Annotated in this window: 11 protein-coding genes and 1 tRNA gene; 4 read left to right on the top strand and 8 right to left on the bottom strand. The window is 34.4% G+C overall.

All coding sequences use genetic code 11. The features are described from left to right. Nucleotides 1-9: 9 nt before the first annotated feature. From OZP15_RS00805 to OZP15_RS00790, 4 genes are all read left to right on the top strand, one after another. Complete coding sequence (locus OZP15_RS00805; RefSeq protein WP_269226599.1) at nucleotides 10-1,659, top strand: RagB/SusD family nutrient uptake outer membrane protein; 1,650 nt, start codon at nucleotides 10-12, stop codon at nucleotides 1,657-1,659. A gap of 263 nt (nucleotides 1,660-1,922) precedes the next feature. Then, nucleotides 1,923-4,238 carry a GH92 family glycosyl hydrolase gene (locus OZP15_RS00800; protein WP_281336734.1) on the top strand — a complete coding sequence of 772 codons (2,316 nt, stop codon included), beginning with the start codon at nucleotides 1,923-1,925 and terminating at the stop codon, nucleotides 4,236-4,238. Between the two features lie 17 nt (nucleotides 4,239-4,255). Further along, nucleotides 4,256-5,692, top strand: a complete 1,437-nt coding sequence (locus OZP15_RS00795; RefSeq protein WP_281336733.1) for an MFS transporter — start codon at nucleotides 4,256-4,258, stop codon at nucleotides 5,690-5,692. Nucleotides 5,693-5,899: 207 nt separating this feature from the next. Beyond that, a complete protein-coding gene (locus tag OZP15_RS00790; protein WP_281336732.1) occupies nucleotides 5,900-9,946 on the top strand; it encodes a hybrid sensor histidine kinase/response regulator transcription factor in 4,047 nt (1,348 codons plus the stop codon). 209 nt (nucleotides 9,947-10,155) lie between these two features. Here the strand turns inward: OZP15_RS00790 and OZP15_RS00785 are convergent, their stop codons facing one another. The 8 genes from OZP15_RS00785 to rseP form a co-directional block, all read right to left on the bottom strand. Beyond that, the gene (locus tag OZP15_RS00785) at nucleotides 10,156-11,757 is read right to left on the bottom strand and encodes a family 43 glycosylhydrolase (RefSeq protein ID WP_281336731.1); all 1,602 of its coding nucleotides are present in this window, start codon (nucleotides 11,755-11,757) and stop codon (nucleotides 10,156-10,158) included. Nucleotides 11,758-11,818: 61 nt separating this feature from the next. Then, nucleotides 11,819-12,382: a DUF4256 domain-containing protein gene (locus OZP15_RS00780; protein ID WP_269226590.1), complete on the bottom strand. Its 564-nt coding sequence runs from the start codon at nucleotides 12,380-12,382 to the stop codon at nucleotides 11,819-11,821. 46 nt (nucleotides 12,383-12,428) lie between these two features. Then, complete coding sequence (locus OZP15_RS00775) at nucleotides 12,429-13,679, bottom strand: type II toxin-antitoxin system HipA family toxin (RefSeq protein WP_281336730.1); 1,251 nt, start codon at nucleotides 13,677-13,679, stop codon at nucleotides 12,429-12,431. 10 nt (nucleotides 13,680-13,689) lie between these two features. Beyond that, nucleotides 13,690-13,977 carry a helix-turn-helix domain-containing protein gene (locus OZP15_RS00770; protein ID WP_281336729.1) on the bottom strand — a complete coding sequence of 96 codons (288 nt, stop codon included), beginning with the start codon at nucleotides 13,975-13,977 and terminating at the stop codon, nucleotides 13,690-13,692. 438 nt (nucleotides 13,978-14,415) lie between these two features. Next, entirely contained in the window at nucleotides 14,416-15,114 is a 699-nt protein-coding gene (locus tag OZP15_RS00765) for a hypothetical protein (RefSeq protein ID WP_269226588.1), read from the bottom strand. 9 nt (nucleotides 15,115-15,123) lie between these two features. Then, a complete protein-coding gene (locus OZP15_RS00760) occupies nucleotides 15,124-16,287 on the bottom strand; it encodes a DNA cytosine methyltransferase (protein ID WP_281336728.1) in 1,164 nt (387 codons plus the stop codon). Nucleotides 16,288-16,521: 234 nt separating this feature from the next. Then, nucleotides 16,522-16,595, bottom strand: a tRNA-Asn gene (locus OZP15_RS00755). Nucleotides 16,596-16,734: 139 nt separating this feature from the next. Continuing rightward, complete coding sequence (gene rseP / locus OZP15_RS00750) at nucleotides 16,735-18,081, bottom strand: RIP metalloprotease RseP (RefSeq protein ID WP_269226587.1); 1,347 nt, start codon at nucleotides 18,079-18,081, stop codon at nucleotides 16,735-16,737. Between the last annotated feature and the right edge of the window lie 63 nt (nucleotides 18,082-18,144).

Below are 18,144 nucleotides of genomic sequence, written 5' to 3'. Positions count from 1 at the left end.
TCGAGAAAAATGAAATACTCTAATTATAAAATTATTGGAATACTGCTAACGGCAAGTATTCTTGGTACAGCTTGCGACAGCTACCTTGAGGAAGAGAATAAATCAAAAGTAACTATTGAATTGGCTCTTTCTGATCCTAAAACTTTTGATCAGTTGGTTGCTTCAATCTATGAAAGAGCGAGAGAAACTTCAACCCGCTATGAAGCTAATGTTAATTTGTATTACCAACTGGAAGATATAGGGACTGATATTGTAACCAGAGGAACAACCGTTTCTGGGGTTAGTGATGTTAATGATTACGTCGATTTTAATTCATTCAACTCGGCAGTTTTTTATTATTGGAGAAATCAGTACAGTATTATTGCTGCTGCCAATTTGGCAATAGATAACGCAGACCTAATTCAAGGTGTAGTTCCTGCTGTGAAAACGGCTGGAGTGGGCGAAGCTAAATTTTTCAGAGCCATGTCTTACTTCCATTTAGTGGAGAATTTTGGAGGAGTACCATTGGTTTTGAACCAAGTAAAAACTTCTTCTACAGATTATGTTCGTGCAACCGAAGAGGCTGTTTACACTCAAATCCTAAAAGATCTTGATGAAGCTTTGGCCGAAACCAATGAAACCGCTACTGCTTACGGTAGAGTAACGAAAGATGCAGTAAGACATTTAACGTCAAAAGTATTGCTTACCAGAGGCTATAAAACTTTTGGTTTGCCTGCTGATTTTACCAATGCAGCGACTTTGGCCGAAACTATTATTAGCAAACACGCTTTAGTACCTACTTTTGCTTCATTGACCAGTATTACTAATCAACGCAACTCGGAAGTTTTCTTCTCTTATTTGTTTGGAAGCACTTCTGTGAGTAGAGGTTGGGGAAATTCAAGACACCAGTTGTATAAGTTTCCTTACTACGATTATCCAGGAATGATTAGAGGGAATTTGTACCAAAAAGGGTTAGATCCGTTGCCAACACTATTCTTCTACAATCTTTTTGATGATAACGATCAAAGAGCCGATGCTAGTTTCCGTAGAGAGATTATTGCCGACAAAGATTTTCAATCTACATTAGGAGGAGTTCCAGTTACAGTACCTGCAGGAAGTAGAGCGATTTATTTTCCAAAAGTGGCTTGGACACCAGCTCAAATTGCTGCAGTGCCTTACAAAGTTATCAATCCAGACCAGTATTTTGAAGTAGATGGTGTTACGAATGCGCACACGCCAATGTTCAAAAAATTTGATGAACCAGGCGTAGCTTTCAAACAGCCTAATGAACTTTCAGAAGGAACTAGAGATATGGTCATGATGCGTTCAGGCGAAGCATACTTAATTGCTGCCGAAGCCTATTTGAAAGCATCAAATCCAACAGCAGCAGCTACTAAACTTACTGCAATAAGAAGCAGAGCCGGATTGACTACGCCAGTAACAGCTGGACAAGTAACCCTTGATTTCATTCTTGACGAAAGAGCTAGAGAATTAATAGGGGAAGTAAACCGATGGATGGACTTGAAAAGAACAGGAAAATTGATCGAGCGTACTTTATTACACAATCCACATGCTAAAATGAATAATGCCTTGAAAGAAAAACACCTTTTGAGACCTATTCCTCAATATGAAATTGATAATACAAATAAAAGCATAAAACAAAATCCATTGTACGATTAATCTAAAAGAAATCTTTTGGGTTCAATCAAAAAGTGAGATGTAATACAATATTAAAAATAAACTTTTGTTGGTTGGTATGGGTGGGCAAGAAATTGCCCGCCTGTATTTATTTTATAAATTAACGCTTAACAAAAGCCATTTAAGGTTTAAAACAACCTAACTGTACTACCAAAAATTAAAATAGAAAAGTAAACCAATCATGCAACAAGTTCTTTTTCTAGAAAATGCAGCTTGAAAATAAATGATGTAATAAAGTACCATAAATGAGACGAAATAAAATTTTTTATAGCAGCAGTATAGGAATAAGTTTATTGTTTGTTTTGCTTGTATCCTGCAAAACGCAAAACACAATGGCTGTTCCAAAAGAGCAATTAGTAGATAAAGTGTATCCTTTGCTGGATACCGAAAATTCTCGTTGGTTTTTCTTCTCTTCTGCTACTCGTCCTTTTGGTATGATGAATTTGAGTCCAGATACCGAAATAAAAGGCGATTGGGGAACGGGATACAAATACAAAACAGACACCGTAAAAGGATTTAGCCACATTCACGAATGGCAAATGGCGGGACTTTCGCTGATGCCAGTTTCGGTAACGAATGAGAATAAGAAAGGTATTTTTACCGATTTCTATTCTAAATTCAGTCACAAAAAAGAAAAAATTACCCCAGGTTATCATTCATTAGTATTAGAAAGATACCAAATCACAACTGAATTGACGAGTACCAAAAGAGTAGGATTTCACAGATACACTTTCCCAGAAAAAGCACAAAAAGCGATTCTGTTTAATCTCAATACCATTTTAGGACCTTGTGATAATATCGAAGGAACATTAGAAAAAAACAACAATCAGGAACTGACAGGAAGTTTCGTAATGGCGCCTACTACCAGACGTCCAAAACCGTTAAAAGTATTTTTTAAAATCAAATTAAATCAGCCTATAACAGCAATAGAATTAGACAAAAAAACAGGCAATTATTTGGTGAATTTAGAGCCATCAAGCCAAAAAGTGTTGATGAAAGTCGGTCTGTCTTATACTTCGGTTGAAAATGCCACCAATAATATCGAACAAGAATTACCCCATTGGGATTTTGACCAAGTCGTTTCAGAATCAAGAACCGAATGGAATAATTTGTTGGGAAGAATTAAAATTGAAGGCGGAACCGAAAAAGACCAAAGACGATTCTACACCGATCTTTGGCATGCTTTGCAAGGTCGAAAAATGATTAGCGATGTCAATGGTGCTTATCCAGACAATACAGGCGAAAAATTCCGAATCGGACAATTGCCGCTTGGAGCTGATGGAAAACCAAAATACAATCAATACAATTCCGACTCCTTTTGGGGTGCTCAATGGACTATAAATTCATTATGGGGATTGGTTTATCCTGAAATAATGGAAGATTTTGTACATTCCTTAATGCAATATTACAAAGACGGCGGCATGATTCCTCGTGGTCCAGCGGGTGGAAATTATACGTATGTAATGACGGGAGCTTCGACCACACCGTTTATGGTGAGTGCCATCCAAAAAGGACTGATAAAAGATGATTTAGAAGCTATTTATGTAGCACTCAAAAAAAACCACATGCTCAACGGAATCATGGGAAAAGCAGGTTACGAACATGATACTAATATTGGCGGTGGAATGAAATACTATATGGACAAAGGCTATGTGCCGTATCCGTTGCCCGAAGGTACTACTTTCGGATTGCATCAAGATGGTGCGAGTCAAACCATGGAATATGCCTATCAGGATTGGACTTTGGCACAACTCGCCAAAAAATTAAATCATCAAGACGATTACAACTATTTCATGAAAAGGTCTAAAAACTATCAAAATGTTTTTGATCCATCACAAGGCTGGATGCGCCCTAAAAATGCAGATGGAAAATGGTTCCAAAACTTTGATCCGTATCAATACGAACACGGATTTATAGAATCCAATAGTGCGCAATCTACCTGGTTCGTACCACATGATATTGACGGTTTAGTAGAACTAATGGGAGGAAAACAAAAAGCCATAACCAAATTAAATGCCCAATTCGAAGTGGCTCAAAAGTTGAGTTTCACTTCTGGAACTTCTCATGCTGCTGAATTGCATCCCGAGTACAGTCGTATTCCTATCAATTTTGGGAATCAGCCTTCTATCCAAACTTCCTTTATTTTCAATTTATTAGGAAGACCTGATTTGACACAATATTGGACCAGAAATGTATTGAAAGAAACCTTCAGCGGATTGGCTCCAAACACAGGTTACAACGGTGATGAAGATCAAGGATTAATGGGAAGTTTGAATGTATTGCTCAAAATAGGTCTATTTCAAATGAATGGTGGAACCGAGCAAAATCCGGAGTACCAATTAGGAAGTCCGCTCTTTAATAAAATTACCATTGCCTTAAATCCAAAATATTATTCAGGGAAAGAATTTGTTATTAAAGCCAGTGAAAATAGTGCGGAAAACATTTATATCAATCAGGTAAAATTAAATGATACAGTTATAGAAAACTTTCATATTTCGCACGATAAAATTACAAACGGAGGAGAATTAATTTTAGAAATGACCAATAAACCAAAGCTTTAACTAAAAAACCAAAAACTATGAGTTCAGAAAATTCAAAAACCCAATGGGGACAACTTATTCCTCTCGTAACAGTCTTCTTCTTTTGGGGATTTGTTGCTGCCAGTAACGATATTTTAATTCCCGTATTTAAAAAAGCATTCGATTTAACTCAAGGGCAAAGCCAATTTGTTTCCATTGCTTTTTATATTTCCTATACGGTGGGTTCGCTAATATACATGGGAGTTTCCTTGTTGTTAGGAAAAGATTTAGTCAACAAAATTGGTTACAAAAACGGATTGGTTTTAGGTTTAGTCATTTCTGCGCTTGGCACATTGTTATTTTATCCAGCAGCAAATTTAGGTTCTTACACCTTAATGCTAGCGGGTTTGTTTATAGTTGGATTAGGATTTTCTTTGCAACAAACGGTTGCTAATCCATTGGCCATTGCGTTGGGGCCTATAAAAACGGGTTCACAACGATTGACTCTGGCAGGAGGAATCAATAATTTTGGTGCTACTATTGGGCCATTGATTGTTAGTTTTGCTATTTTTGGATCTACTACAACGGGCGATATTACAATGGATATCCAAAGTGTAAAAGTGCCTTTTTTGATTCTAGGATTGGCTTTTCTGTTGGTGGCTATCTTACTAAAATTTTCATCCTTACCCGAACAACCCGAAGCAATCATAGAATCGGAAGAAGAAACGGTTATAGCCAAAAAATCAGCTTTGCAGTATTCTCAATTGGTTATGGGAATGATTGCCATTTTTCTTTATGTAGGAGTTGAGGTTTCTACAGCCAGTAACTTGCCCGCTTATATGGAAAACGATTTAGGATTTTCTATTGGCGATATTGCACCCTACATTTCCTTGTATTGGGCGAGTTTAATGATTGGTCGCTGGACAGGAGCTGTAGAAGCTTTTACAGATGATATGAACACGCAAAAGATATTGCGATTCTTGGCTCCTTACTTGGCATTTGGTATTTTCTTGTTGGTTAATGCGATTGCCAAACACGATTTGACACCTTTTTATGTGTATGGATTCATCATTTTGGTTTTAATATTTGCTGATATGGCCAGTAAAGGAAATCCAGCTAGAATGTTGCTGATTTTCTCCTTTTTGGGTATTGTCAGTCTGGGTACAGGAATGGCTACTACAGGAATGATAAGTGTGTATGCCTTTACCAGTGTTGGATTGTTTTGTAGTACGCTTTGGCCTTGCATCTTTACTTTGGCAGTAAGTGGATTAGGAAAACACACCAGTCAAGGCAGTAGTTTTTTGATTATGATGATTTGTGGTGGTGGAATTATCAGTTGGATTCAAGGTTTTGTTTCGGATAGTATTGGCATTCAGAATAGCTATATTGTTGGTGTTTTGTGTTTTGCTTATTTAGCTTTTTATGCCTGGAAAGTCAGCGGAATTTTAAAAGCCCAAGGAATAAATTTTGATAAAAAAGTAAGCGGCGGACATTGATTTTATAAGAATATGAGATAAAAAACAGTAACAATTTATCGCAAATAGAATACAATTTTAATAGTAAGGTATTTAAAAGAATTAAGAACACTACAAATCTTAATTCTTTTAAATACCTTTAATGGTTTGAAAAATCAATGTTTTTTCAAAATTTTAGTTACCATTTTTTTTGAAAACCACTATTCAAATTGCCTTTAAAATTTATTTATGAAACTGAATTCTATCATATCATTTTTATGTTTAATGTCATTTTTATGTTCACATTCCCAGAATATAAAGTTTGAGCATTATAACGATAATGATGGGTTGTCTCACAACTCTATTAGGCATATTGTTCAGGACAAAAAAGGCTTTTTGTGGTTTGGTACTTATTCAGGACTCAACCGTTTTGATGGATACCAATTCAAGAACTTTATGAGTGCTTCTGTTGGGAGCAACAAGCTGCGTAATGACGATATTACAGCATTAGAACTCGATGAATCATCCAATAATTTATGGATAGGAACCCGAAAAGGTTTGGCACTTTATAAAATTGATGATCATACTTTTACCACTTTCACCACCCAAAAAAACAATCCCAAAAGTTTGCCCGACCAAGAAGTTCGGTCGGTTCATGTGGATAAATTCAAAAGAGTTTGGGTAGGAACAAAAGCCAAAGGGTTGTATTTGTTTTCTGGGAAAGAAAACCGATTCGAAAAAATTCCAATTCAAGGATTTGATTACATAAAAGAAATTTTTGAAGACAAAAACGGCAACATTTGGATTGGCAGTTATGAAACAGGTTCTGTGGCAAAAATCACTTTAGGAACTAACGGTGCAATTCTGAAAATCAATACTTATACACTCACGATTCCCAATAGTGAGGAGAAAAATCCTTATGTTAATTTTATCTATCAAGATGCAAAATCCGACCTATTTGTTGGAACGCGTCAAGGATTGTATAAACTAAATAAAGCTAACAATACATTCATTAACCTCTACATCAGCAATGATGAGGTTAGAAGCAATTTAGGCCCTTATTTTTTATCCGTTGCACAAGCGCCCGATGGAAAATATTGGGTAGGAACGCTGGGCGGATTGTTGGTTTGCAATCAATTAGAAGATATTCCAGCGGGAAATTACAAATGGTATTATTCGGTTTTGTCGGATGATAAATCGATTGTAGATAACTTGGTAGCGGCATTGTATTTTGATAAATCAGGAGTGCTTTGGATTGGAACCGAAGACGGATTAGACAAATACGATCCTTATGAAAATCAGTTCGTACTGAACAAAGACATATCCAAATACATAGGCAACCAAGCTCCTAGAATTCGAGGAATTTTAAAAACCTACGACTCCAAAATTATTGTCCAAACTCGTCATGACGGACTTTTTATTTCCAATTCGGCTGGTTTTGTTCCGTTGAATAATCCCAAAAAAGATATGGCAAGTATCTATACCGATGATGGGAAAACTTTTTATTGTGGCTTGTGGAACGGCAATGTTTTGGTTTACAATTATCTGAATAATAGCTACAAAGAAATTAATTTGGGTTTCAAAGCTTCGCCAATATTTGCCTTTGCCAAAATTTCAGATCAATTTATTATGGTGGGTTCTTTTGGCGATGGAGCTATCATTTTGGATACCAAAACATTGAAACAAAAGACAGGAACGCCTAGATTATTACCAGAGTTAAGAATTAATGCTGTAGAAAAAGACAATCACAATAACTTTTGGTTTGCCACAGAAGCTGGAGTGGTTAAATACAATATAAAATCAGGGATAAGCCATCGCTATAAATCGCTTTATATTAAGGAAAAAGGAATCAATCAAGAGGATGATGTTGAGGATATTAGCGATATCATTGTAGATAAAAAAGGAAAAATTTGGGCATCTTCACGATTTGGATTGTACCTATATAATCCGTTGAAAAACAATTTCAAAACCATAACCAGTCCGAAAGAAATTGCGGGGAAATGGGTTACCGAAATGCTCTCGGATGCCAGCGGAGATTTATGGCTGAATATCAACAATAACAGTGTAGCAAGACTCAAAACCAATCTGAAAGACATTGCCATTTATCATGTCAATAGTGGTAATAGATTGGACGTTTTCAGCTCTAGCGGTTTTTTTAATTTTAATGATGCCAATATTTATTTGGGTGGCAAAAATGGGGTTATTTATTTCTCGCCTCATAAAATGAAAAAAAACACCTGGACTCCAATGCCCATTATCACCGATTTCAGAATTCAAAATGAAGAAGTGCTTCCGAATATGGAAATCAACGGACAAGTGCCTCTTTTAAAAGATTTGAATTACAGCAAAAAAATAGAATTGAGTTATAAAAACCGCAATTTTTCGCTTCAATTTTCTACGCCATCTTATACGAATGAGCGACTCAATAGGTTTCAGTACATGCTCGAAGGTTTCGATAAAAATTGGATAACCATCAACAGCAGCTCCAGAATTGTACAATATACCAATCTCTATTCGGGTAATTATGTTTTCAAAATAAGATCCAGCAACAGCAATGGCAGTTGGAGCAAAACAGATGCTTATCAAATAAAGATTTTGCCACCATTTTGGTTAACACCAACCGCATTTTTGTTGGCTTTTGTAGTTTTAGCTCTTGTCTTTTATTTTATTAGAAAAGAAATAAAAAACCGCATCCGATTGAAACAAGAATTACTGACCGAAAAAATAAACAGGGAACAGGACGTTAAATTAAACAATGAAAAACTTCGCTTTTTCACTAACATTTCACATGAATTGAGAACCCCATTGACGCTAATTTTAGGCCCAGCCAAACAATTATTAGAAGAAAGCAATCATGCCACCGACTACGAAAAAGGAAGGTACAATCTCATTTATCAAAACGCCAGTAGATTATTGAATCTAGTCAATCAAGTGCTCGATTTTAGAAAAGCACAGTCGGGTGAATTAAAGTTAAAAGTCTCGAAAACCAACATTTACTTGTATTCTAGAAATATTTTTGATGCTTTTAAGGAAATGGCTTATAATAAAAATATAAAGCTCAATTTTATTGCCGAAGACGAAACCATTACGGGTTGGATTGATAACGATAAGTACGATAAAATTTTATACAATCTTTTGTCCAATGCTTTGAAATTTACCAACAAATACGGAAATGTAGATGTATCCATTAGACGAAAAGATGGAGCAGAAGGCATACTAATTATTGATGTAAGCGACGACGGAATAGGAATTGCGCTGAAAAGTCAAGAAAAAATATTCAAACGATTTTATCAAGCTACCAATAGTAAGGCCAATAACACCGGATCAGGAATAGGATTATCGTTAGTAAAATCCTTGGTAGAAATCCACAAAGGCAAAATAAAAGTAGAAAGTACACCAGGACAAGGAAGTACATTTTCGGTAGAAATTCCCATAGAGCGTAGTTTTTATTCCGACAAAGAAGTGTTTGAATATGCTTTGACCAATGACAATGAAAATGCTTTTATTCCAGAAAAACCCGTTAAAAAAGTCATTCAGAATACAGATTTAAAACAAAAAATATTGGTAATAGAAGACAATAGCGAACTTCGAAAATATTTGATTGATTATTTGTCTGATTATTATAAAGTGTATGATGCCGAAAATGGTGAAGAAGGGTTGAAAATTTGCAAACAAATAAAACCCATTCTTTGTGTTGCTGATGTCATGATGCCTGTAATGGACGGTCTCGAATTTTGCAAACAGCTGAAAGAAGATGAGTTTATTAGTCACATTCCGGTAGTTTTATTAACGGCACTTTCTGAAAACGAAGACAAAGTAAAAGGATACGAAATAGGAGCCGATAGTTATTTGGTCAAACCTTTTGAACCTTCATTATTAAAAACGGTTATCGAAAACATTATCAAGTCTAGAGCGGAATTAAAATTAAAGTTTTCGGGAGAAGTCGAAAGTAATGTTAGCCTACTAACGCATTCGCCAATTGATGAAGAATTTATGACAAAAGTGACTCATTTGATCAACGAAAACTTAAGCGATTTAGATTTATCAACCGATTTTTTATGCGATAAAATGGGCGTAAGCTATTCTAAATTGTACAAAAAAATCAAAGAGTTAACTGATTTAGCTCCTAATGAATTCATTAGAACCGTTCGTCTCAAAAAGGCTGCCGAATTTTTAAAATCCAAAAAACACAACGTTTCTGAAGTGACCGATTTAGTGGGTTTCAACGATCCATTGTATTTCAGTAGGTGTTTCAAAAAACAGTTTGGTTTTCCGCCAAGTAAGTTGATTAATTGAGGCAGGGCAAACACATGAGTTTGAAAAATAATAAATCAGCCACAAATTACACAAATTTGAATGCTTTTTTAATTACACGAATTCTTATTGCGGGTAGAATTTGTGTAATTCATTTTAAATTTTTTAAAAATTAGTGACAATTGGTGTAATTCGTGGCAAAAAATAATTGGTGCGTTTGACCTGATGAATTGATGTTAGAAAAACCAATGTTAGTTTTTCACCAGCGTCACATCATCAACATGACAAAAAGCATTTGTTTTTCCATCGGCTAAAAATCCAATCTCCACTTTTCCAGATTGAACAGCAATATTCGTAATCGTTATGGTTTTCCAAGAAGTATTCTCCTCTTTGATGCTGTATTGAAACGTTTGATTATTGCTTAAAGCATACATTTCTAAAGTAGAAAAATCAGAGCTATTTTTTATTTTGGCGGTCAAAGTATAGCTTCCATCTTCCAGTTTTACAAATGGAGAAGAGCTAATAATTTGAGAAATTTTTCGTTTGAAATTGACTTTATCACTAATATTTAAGCTTTTCTCACCAATAACAATCTTTCTGTCATTTTCGGTATTGAAATAATTGATAACAGGCGAATTAATGCTGTCAAGATTAATTTTATTGCCTTCCAAAACCTCATTGCGCCAACCCGTTAATTCGGTTTGAATCGGTTTGAAATGACTCGGAATATGCCTGCGATCGGCTTCGAAACTGCCGTTTTTGACATAATTATTGTCTGGTGCAACATTCCATTTTCCTGTTTTTTCATTGAGATTCCACGAGCTAATCGAATTGAAATAAGGCTTTTTTCCGTTAAATGAAATTGGAAACCATTGGTTGTAACCCAATCCATTACCCGCAAAATTCGCCCATCGGTCACCGCAATAGATTACGGTTTCTTGTTCGGTTCCTTTTACATTAATAAAAAATCCAGTTTGAGTTACATGTGCATAATCTTCCGAAGCGCCATCCAAAATCTGCATTTGATTGGTAGGAAGATAAGGGCCTCTGATTTTGTCGGCTATCAAATAATAGGCATGCGAGCTATCCCAACCATAAATATTAGAAGCAAACATATAGTATTTGTTGTTGTATTTGAACATGCAATTGCCTTCGCGACTTTCGCCCTTAAAAATTTGGGTGCAGTCCAAGAGAGTAACTTTTCCGTCTTTAACGCCAATTTCGGAAACGTATATTTTGTTTCTTCCTTGTCCGTAAGAATAAACCAAATACGATTTTCCGTCATCATCAGTAAAAACAGTTTGATCTCCAGTGTTGCTCGTGCCAATCATTTGGGTCATATTTATTTTCTGATGCCAAGTGAAATTTCCTGTTGGCGAATCCGAAAGCAAAATCAATACTTCGCTTCTATGTTGTACGAGCAAGGCATATTTATTCAATTCTTTCATATAAGCCACGCCCAAACGACCCACCCAAGTTTTGCCTGATTTGTTGGTTTCTTCTTTAGTAACCACATCGCCTTCAAAAGTCCAGTTGACCAAATCCGTCGAACTGTAACAAGTAACCGATTGAAAAGTAGCGTTGGGATAGGTAAAAATCGGTGCATTCCGGTAACTATCAGCCTCTTCATAATGAACGCCATACCAATAATATTTTTGAATTCCCGTCTTTGGATCAGCAAATTTGAAGATACCGCCACCTTGACTATTGATGGGTTGTCCGTCTTTCGTATTCCAAAAAACATCGTTCTTGATATTTTCGGTTTGGGCAAAAGTGGTCTGAATAGTAAATCCTAAAAGACATAGTAAAAGTCTAATAGATGATGAGAAAGACAAGTTTTTTTTAATTTTCATTATTGTAATAGTTTTCAAGCTTGTGAAGAATTTGGTTTTTGAATGAATTATTTGCAAAATCTTACACTCGTAATGAAGCCCGAAAACCTCTGGCGGCATAATAAGATTCTGCGCCGTTGTGGTACACAAAAATAGTGCCGTAACGAAAATCTGAAAAAATTGCACCGCCCAATTTTCGAATGTTTTCAGGAGTTTTGATCCAGCTGGAAGTTTTGGTATCAAATTTTCCTAATTGTTGTAAGTTGCGGTATTCCTCTTCTGATAAAATTTCGATACCCATTTCAGATGCCATTTGGATAGCGCTGTTTTTGGGTTTGTTTTCTTTTCTGGCATCCAATGCTTCTTGGTCGTAACAAATGCTTCTTCGCCCTTTAGGACTTTCGGCAGCACAATCATAAAAAAGGTATTCGTCCGTGGCTTTATCATAACCTACCACATCGGGTTCGCCCTCGGTTTTTTCCATTTCGTTGAGTGACCAGAGTTTTTCAGGATTGGCTTCTAGTTTGGCTTGTATTTTTGTCCATTTTAAGTCTGGGTGACGGTTGCTATTTTTCTCGAAACGGGTTTTTATTGTTTCCAGTAGGGTAGATTGTTCTTCTGGAGATAACAGGTTTGTATTTTTCATTTGTTAAAAGTAATGTATGGATGATTTCTTAAATTTACCAAATTAATCAAGAATAAAAAGCTCCTTCCATTAAGTCCTGTTCCATTCTACTAATTCCGATTTTATTGGCAATAATTTTCCAATCTTTAACTGATTGTAGAACTTCATTTATTATTTCATTCATTTGTTTGGCATTCAATTTAAAATAGTCTCCAACACTTTGCGCTAATTCAAAATCCAAAGCGTTATCATCCATGTCAATGTTTAATGCTAATCCGTTTTTGTCTATTGATGGATTAATGTCATAAGCTGGAGATAATCGCCATCCTTTTGGGGTCAATATAAAACCGTGATTCCTTAAATGATCGTCTGTATTTGACATAGCAATATTAAAAACGATGCGTCGCCATAATTGATGTAAATCAGCGTTTATTTCGCAGCCATTGTATTGTATAAATTCGGCAATATCCAAATAACTTGCGGTAGTATTGCGGAGTATATCTTCATTATTTCCAGTCATTGTCATAGCTGACGCAAAATGAATTCTTTCGCCATTGTTTCTATCAAAACGTTGGGTAAAAAAAGTGCGATGTTTGCCACTAATTTTTTCAATTTTTGACGGAGCCATATTTATTCCTGCTTTCAATGCCAATTGATAAGCCAAAAATTCCCAAGCTGCTTTATCTATAGTATCATTTTGAGAAGGGAATTTTGCAATCCATAAATGTTTATGTTCATCTAACAAATTAGCTTTAGGTCTTGCGCCTCCTAACGAAGAACCAGGGGCTATCAAAATAGCCAACCATTTTTTAATTTCACTATTGTCTTTGTCATTTTCAATTGAATTTGCGGCTTGTTGTAATTCTCTAATAGAAGACCAAGGCGGAGTAGGAGTATTGTTGTTGTCATCCAAAAATGAACCTTCAGGATCTAATTTGAAACGTAAAGCTCCCATTCTGCTTTCGTCATAAACACCTAACAAATAATCTATCTCATAGAGGTTTGTTGGAGGTAAGCCAGATTCTTTTGCATGCTGTGATTCACGACGTTTCATTAATGTTCGACCCCAAGTATCTGGCATACTGTCTAGAAATATGCCGAAATTCTCTTTTTGATTAGGAAATTGTTGACCAGAAAACCATTGTATGTCGGGATCTAATAAAAATTGTTGCTCCGATTTGATCCAATTTTTGTCATATTCAAAACCAAATGATTTTCTTCCTTTTCCTTGATGAGCTGAAAGGATTCCTATCAATTTTGGTTCGGTCATTCCTTGCCAATGAGCATAAACATAGAGGTTTGTTTTTTTAATAGCCATAGTCGAAAAATTAAAGTAGTTCTAAATCTTGTAATTTTCTGCCCAATTCATCATCTGCAGCTAATTTTAGAAAATCATTTTGCAAACCTAAAACGCGCATCACATTAAAGTAAGCTCCGATAGTTACTTTTGAACTCCCTTTTTCTATTTGATATAAAGTGGTTCTAGCAATACTAGCACGTTCAGCAACTTGAATGGCAGTTAGTTTTCTTCTTTTTCGTGCCAGTTTAATGTTTTCTCCTAACGTGTTTAAGATCTCTTGGTGTTTAGGAAATACTGTTTGTTTTTTAGTATTCATAATAAAAACGTTTATTATTATATACAAATGTAATGTTTTTGTTTATAATAATAAACGTTTTAGTAAAATAATAAATCAAGTGGTTAAAATTGCAACTCCAAGGAAATTGTTATAATGGTTCAAAATCTATCGGCAAGTTTTATAGAGTAAAAAACATTTTTAATTCGTTTTCTTGCCGATAACGGCAGGTTTTTTTAAGGAAGGTAAGTTGAGCTGGGAAACCAACCAAAAACAAAAAAGCCTCTACATTGCTGTAAAGGCTTTATGAAGCTCGCTGTTTTGAGGTAAAATCTAATACACTAAAATTAAAAAAAGCAAGCGAATTATATTTTACCATTTCTACACTAACAAAAGTCTAAATTTTAATTAATACAAACTTAATAGATAATCATTTCAGATTTATTTCTCTATAATTTCTAAACTATAATGATATGTCTTCTATTTGTACTTAATCAAAACTTTTTTAAATTTTTCAACAACTAATTTTAAATGTTCTTCATCAATTTCTTTGAAAAATTCTGCTTTATGAATTGCTTTATTTACTTTTCGTTCTCCTTTCAAAAGTGTCAGGATTTCAATGTTTACGTCAAAATATGAAAATAATGTATGGGTTGATTTACTTCCAAAAGTTGTTGTAGAATTTAAATTTGAATAGTCTCCACCTAATTGGCTCTCTAATTGTAATAAAAAACAGTTTAAATCTTTCCAAGCATGTTTCATCAAGGTAAAGTCGACTAAAATTCTTTTAATCATTGCGTTTTCTGTGTAAGCTTTACACTCTACACCTATTATTAAATTTTTATCAATACAACAATGAACATCTGTTTTTAAAGTGTAATAATAGCTTTCAATATTTTCAAGCATAAATTCTTTTACGTCTTGATTTTCAATTTTATCTATATACTCTTTTTTTATAGGTAATTTTTTAGTTGTTTTTTCAAACGAAATTCTTTCAGGCTCTCCACCTAATTCTTCCCAAGCAACTTCTAAAAGTAGTTTTGTAATACTTTCTACCATTAGTCCTTTACCTGCTCTTATTATTCCACCATAAGCTCTATTCTCATCTTCGTTTGCTTTTTGCTCAATACCTTTTACTAATAAATTGTATGCGTCTACAATATTTTTTATTTTACTCATTTTAAAGTTTTATAATTGTAATTCTAATTGTTTTTCTTTTTGAATAATTTTTGAATTACCGTTTTCTAAAACATCTCTTATTTTATCAGCTACTGCTTTAGCCATTAAGGGCGGTACAGCATTTCCTATTTGCTGATATTGACTTAAACCTATCTCCCAACTCATTTTTGTTCTCATTCCTTCAAAAATAAAATCATCAGGAAAAGATTGAAATCTGGCTCCTTCTCTTGCTGTAAAATTCCGATGTAAATAAGGATGAATAAAGTTGCTTTGGAAAGAAGCTGCAATTGTTGGTGCAGGTTTATTCCCAATCAATCTCAAGTTATTTTGACTAAACTTTATTTCAGATTTTTCATTAGGATTCCCTCTTTTAACGGAACCATGCGTTTCCCAAACATCTAATAAGTTTTTCCCGGGTTGTATTGCTTTAAATCTTTCAATTAATCTTTCAGTATGTTTCATAGCTATATGATTATGAACATTTTCTGAATTTTTTCTCATAAATGATTGGTACTCATTTAATGGATTTGTTTTATATTCCATTACAGTATTTCCCTCTCCTGCATTTATTTCAGGTAAATCTAAAATAGCATCGTCAACAGTTATGATTTTATTTTGTTTATCAGGAAATTCTGGAAATAATTCCAAGTCTTTACGGAATCCAATTAGTATAACCCTTTCTCTAGCCTGTGGAACACCATAATCAGATGCTTTTAAAACTTTATAATCAACATTATATCCAATACCAGCATTTTCAAACTCCTCTTTAATTGTTTGAATTACTTTTCCTTTTTCCATAGAAAGTAAGCCTTTTACATTTTCCATTACAAATGCTTTTGGACTATACCATTTAATAAATTTTACATACTCGTAAAAAAGTTTATTTCTTGGATCTATATCTACTTTGTTTCTATTTTTATTTGCTAAACTAAAACCCTGACAAGGAGGTCCGCCAGTAATTATATCTACTTCTTTGTTTTTAATAATAGCATCGAAGTTTTTTTTGTCAACTTCTGATATATTACCTAAAATAAAAGTTGTTTCCTTAAAATTTTTATTTATTGTTTTGCCGCAATTTTCATCAATATCCGATGCAATAATTGAGCTAAATCCAGCCCATTTAAAGCCTAAAGTCATTCCTCCACAGCCGCAAAATAAATCTATACAATTCATATTAATTCTAATGTTTTATCCAAGTTTTAAAGTTTTTCTTTGAAGATTCTCTCTCAAAGGAATAAGTTAGCTTATAATGTATGTCGTAGTAATGCTAAAATATAAATATGTTCAAATTTGTATAAAGAATCTATTTTAGATGTAAACAAATATATATAAAAATCACCGAGAAATTTTTTTACTAAACCACCAAAAACAAAAAAGCCTCTACATTGCTGTAAAGGCTTTATGAAGCTCCCCCTCTTGGGCTCGAACCAAGGACCCTCTGATTAACAGTCAGATGCTCTAACCAACTGAGCTAAGGAGGAAACTGTATATTTTTAAATCTTCTGTATTAAGAACGTTTTGCTATGCTTGCTGATGTTTGTGTCTCATCGTTTAAGCGGTGGCAAAGATAGTGCTAAATTTGTTTTTTCCAAGCAAATTTTTAAAAATTTTTAAAAATTTTTACTTCCCGACAATCGCTTTATAAATATCATTTCCGTTGGCAAATAATAACAACGTGATAAGTAAAACAAAACCAACTAATTGGGCGTACTCTAGGAATTTGTCGCTTGGTTTTCTGCCACTAACTATTTCGTACAACAAAAACATAACATGACCACCATCCAAGGCAGGAATAGGCAATAAATTCATCACACCAAGCATTATCGATAACAAAGCAGTAATGTTCCAAAACACTTCCCAGCTCCAAGAATCTGGAAAAACGTTGTAAATCGCATGAAAACCACCCACACCTTTGTAGGCTCCAGTGCTAGGATTGAAAATCATTTTCAATTGTTTGCCGTAACCAATTAACTGATTTTTTCCTTTCTCTATTCCAACAGGAATGGATTCCATGAAACTGTAGCTTTCTTTGTTAAATTTATAATAGCCTAATTTCTCCAGATTACTTTCTGTCAAAGAGCCTGGATAAATTCCTAATTTACCTTCTTTGTCCACTTCAACAGTAACAGGTGTTTCCTTTAGGTTTCTCAAAACTACAGCGTTTATTTTTTTGCCTTTATTTGTTTTTAATACAGTAGCTGCTTGGTCAAAATATTTTATGTCAACTCCGTTAAGAGAAACGATAATATCTTTTGGTTTCACGGCTTCTTTGTTTTTAGAAGTATCTGTAAAACTTCCTACTACAAAAGGCATTCTCAAGACAATTACTCCTTTTTTATCGGTGTCTAAAAAGTTGCCAATAAAATTCACTGGCAAGGTTATGGTTTTTTCCTGACCATTTCTTTCTACCAAAACTTCTCTGGCAGTCAATATATCCATACTTACCACAGGTTCAAATCGCTCAATTTTGTCGCCATCAATCGAAATGATTTTATCTCCCGTTTTGATTCCAGCTTTTTCAACCACAGGATTCGTTACCCAAATACCGTCTTTTAAAGAGTCATTTTTGATGTAATAATCGCCATAAGTATAAGCCATTCCGATATAAATGATAAAGGCCAAAATGAAATTCACAGTAACGCCACCCAGCATAATAATCAGACGTTGCCAAGCTGGTTTCGAACGAAATTCCCAAGGTTGTGGAGGCAAAGCCATTTGCTCTTTGTCCATACTTTCGTCAATCATTCCAGAAATTTTTACGTAGCCACCAAGAGGCAACCAACCAATTCCGTATTCGGTTTCGCCAAATCTCTTTTTGATTAAAGCATATTTAACATCGAAAAACAAATAGAATTTTTCTACTCGGGTTTTGAATAATTTAGCGGGGATAAAATGACCTAATTCGTGAAGTATAATCAGTAATGATAAGCTCAATAAAAATTGAGAAAGCTTGATAACTATTTCCATTTCTTGTTTTTAAATTCTATGATAACGGACAAAAGTAAGGTTTTATACTTTAGATGCAAAGAT

The sequence above is a fragment of the Flavobacterium eburneipallidum genome, from assembly GCF_027111355.2.
GTDB lineage: Bacteria > Bacteroidota > Bacteroidia > Flavobacteriales > Flavobacteriaceae > Flavobacterium > Flavobacterium eburneipallidum.
Note: the sequence above shows the minus strand (reverse complement) of the source record. Positions and strands in the feature narration are given on the sequence as shown.

What these genes read in the sequence shown, in the direction of transcription:
- OZP15_RS00805 (WP_269226599.1), top strand. Translation starts at nt 10, where the DNA reads ATGAAATACTCTAATTATAAAATTATTGGAATACTGCTAACGGCAAGT.
- OZP15_RS00800 (WP_281336734.1), top strand. Translation starts at nt 1,923, where the DNA reads ATGAGACGAAATAAAATTTTTTATAGCAGCAGTATAGGAATAAGTTTA.
- OZP15_RS00795 (WP_281336733.1), top strand. Translation starts at nt 4,256, where the DNA reads ATGAGTTCAGAAAATTCAAAAACCCAATGGGGACAACTTATTCCTCTC.
- OZP15_RS00790 (WP_281336732.1), top strand. Translation starts at nt 5,900, where the DNA reads ATGAAACTGAATTCTATCATATCATTTTTATGTTTAATGTCATTTTTA.
- OZP15_RS00785 (WP_281336731.1), bottom strand. Translation starts at nt 11,757, where the DNA reads ATGAAAATTAAAAAAAACTTGTCTTTCTCATCATCTATTAGACTTTTA.
- OZP15_RS00780 (WP_269226590.1), bottom strand. Translation starts at nt 12,382, where the DNA reads ATGAAAAATACAAACCTGTTATCTCCAGAAGAACAATCTACCCTACTG.
- OZP15_RS00775 (WP_281336730.1), bottom strand. Translation starts at nt 13,679, where the DNA reads ATGGCTATTAAAAAAACAAACCTCTATGTTTATGCTCATTGGCAAGGA.
- OZP15_RS00770 (WP_281336729.1), bottom strand. Translation starts at nt 13,977, where the DNA reads ATGAATACTAAAAAACAAACAGTATTTCCTAAACACCAAGAGATCTTA.
- OZP15_RS00765 (WP_269226588.1), bottom strand. Translation starts at nt 15,114, where the DNA reads ATGAGTAAAATAAAAAATATTGTAGACGCATACAATTTATTAGTAAAA.
- OZP15_RS00760 (WP_281336728.1), bottom strand. Translation starts at nt 16,287, where the DNA reads ATGAATTGTATAGATTTATTTTGCGGCTGTGGAGGAATGACTTTAGGC.
- rseP (WP_269226587.1), bottom strand. Translation starts at nt 18,081, where the DNA reads ATGGAAATAGTTATCAAGCTTTCTCAATTTTTATTGAGCTTATCATTA.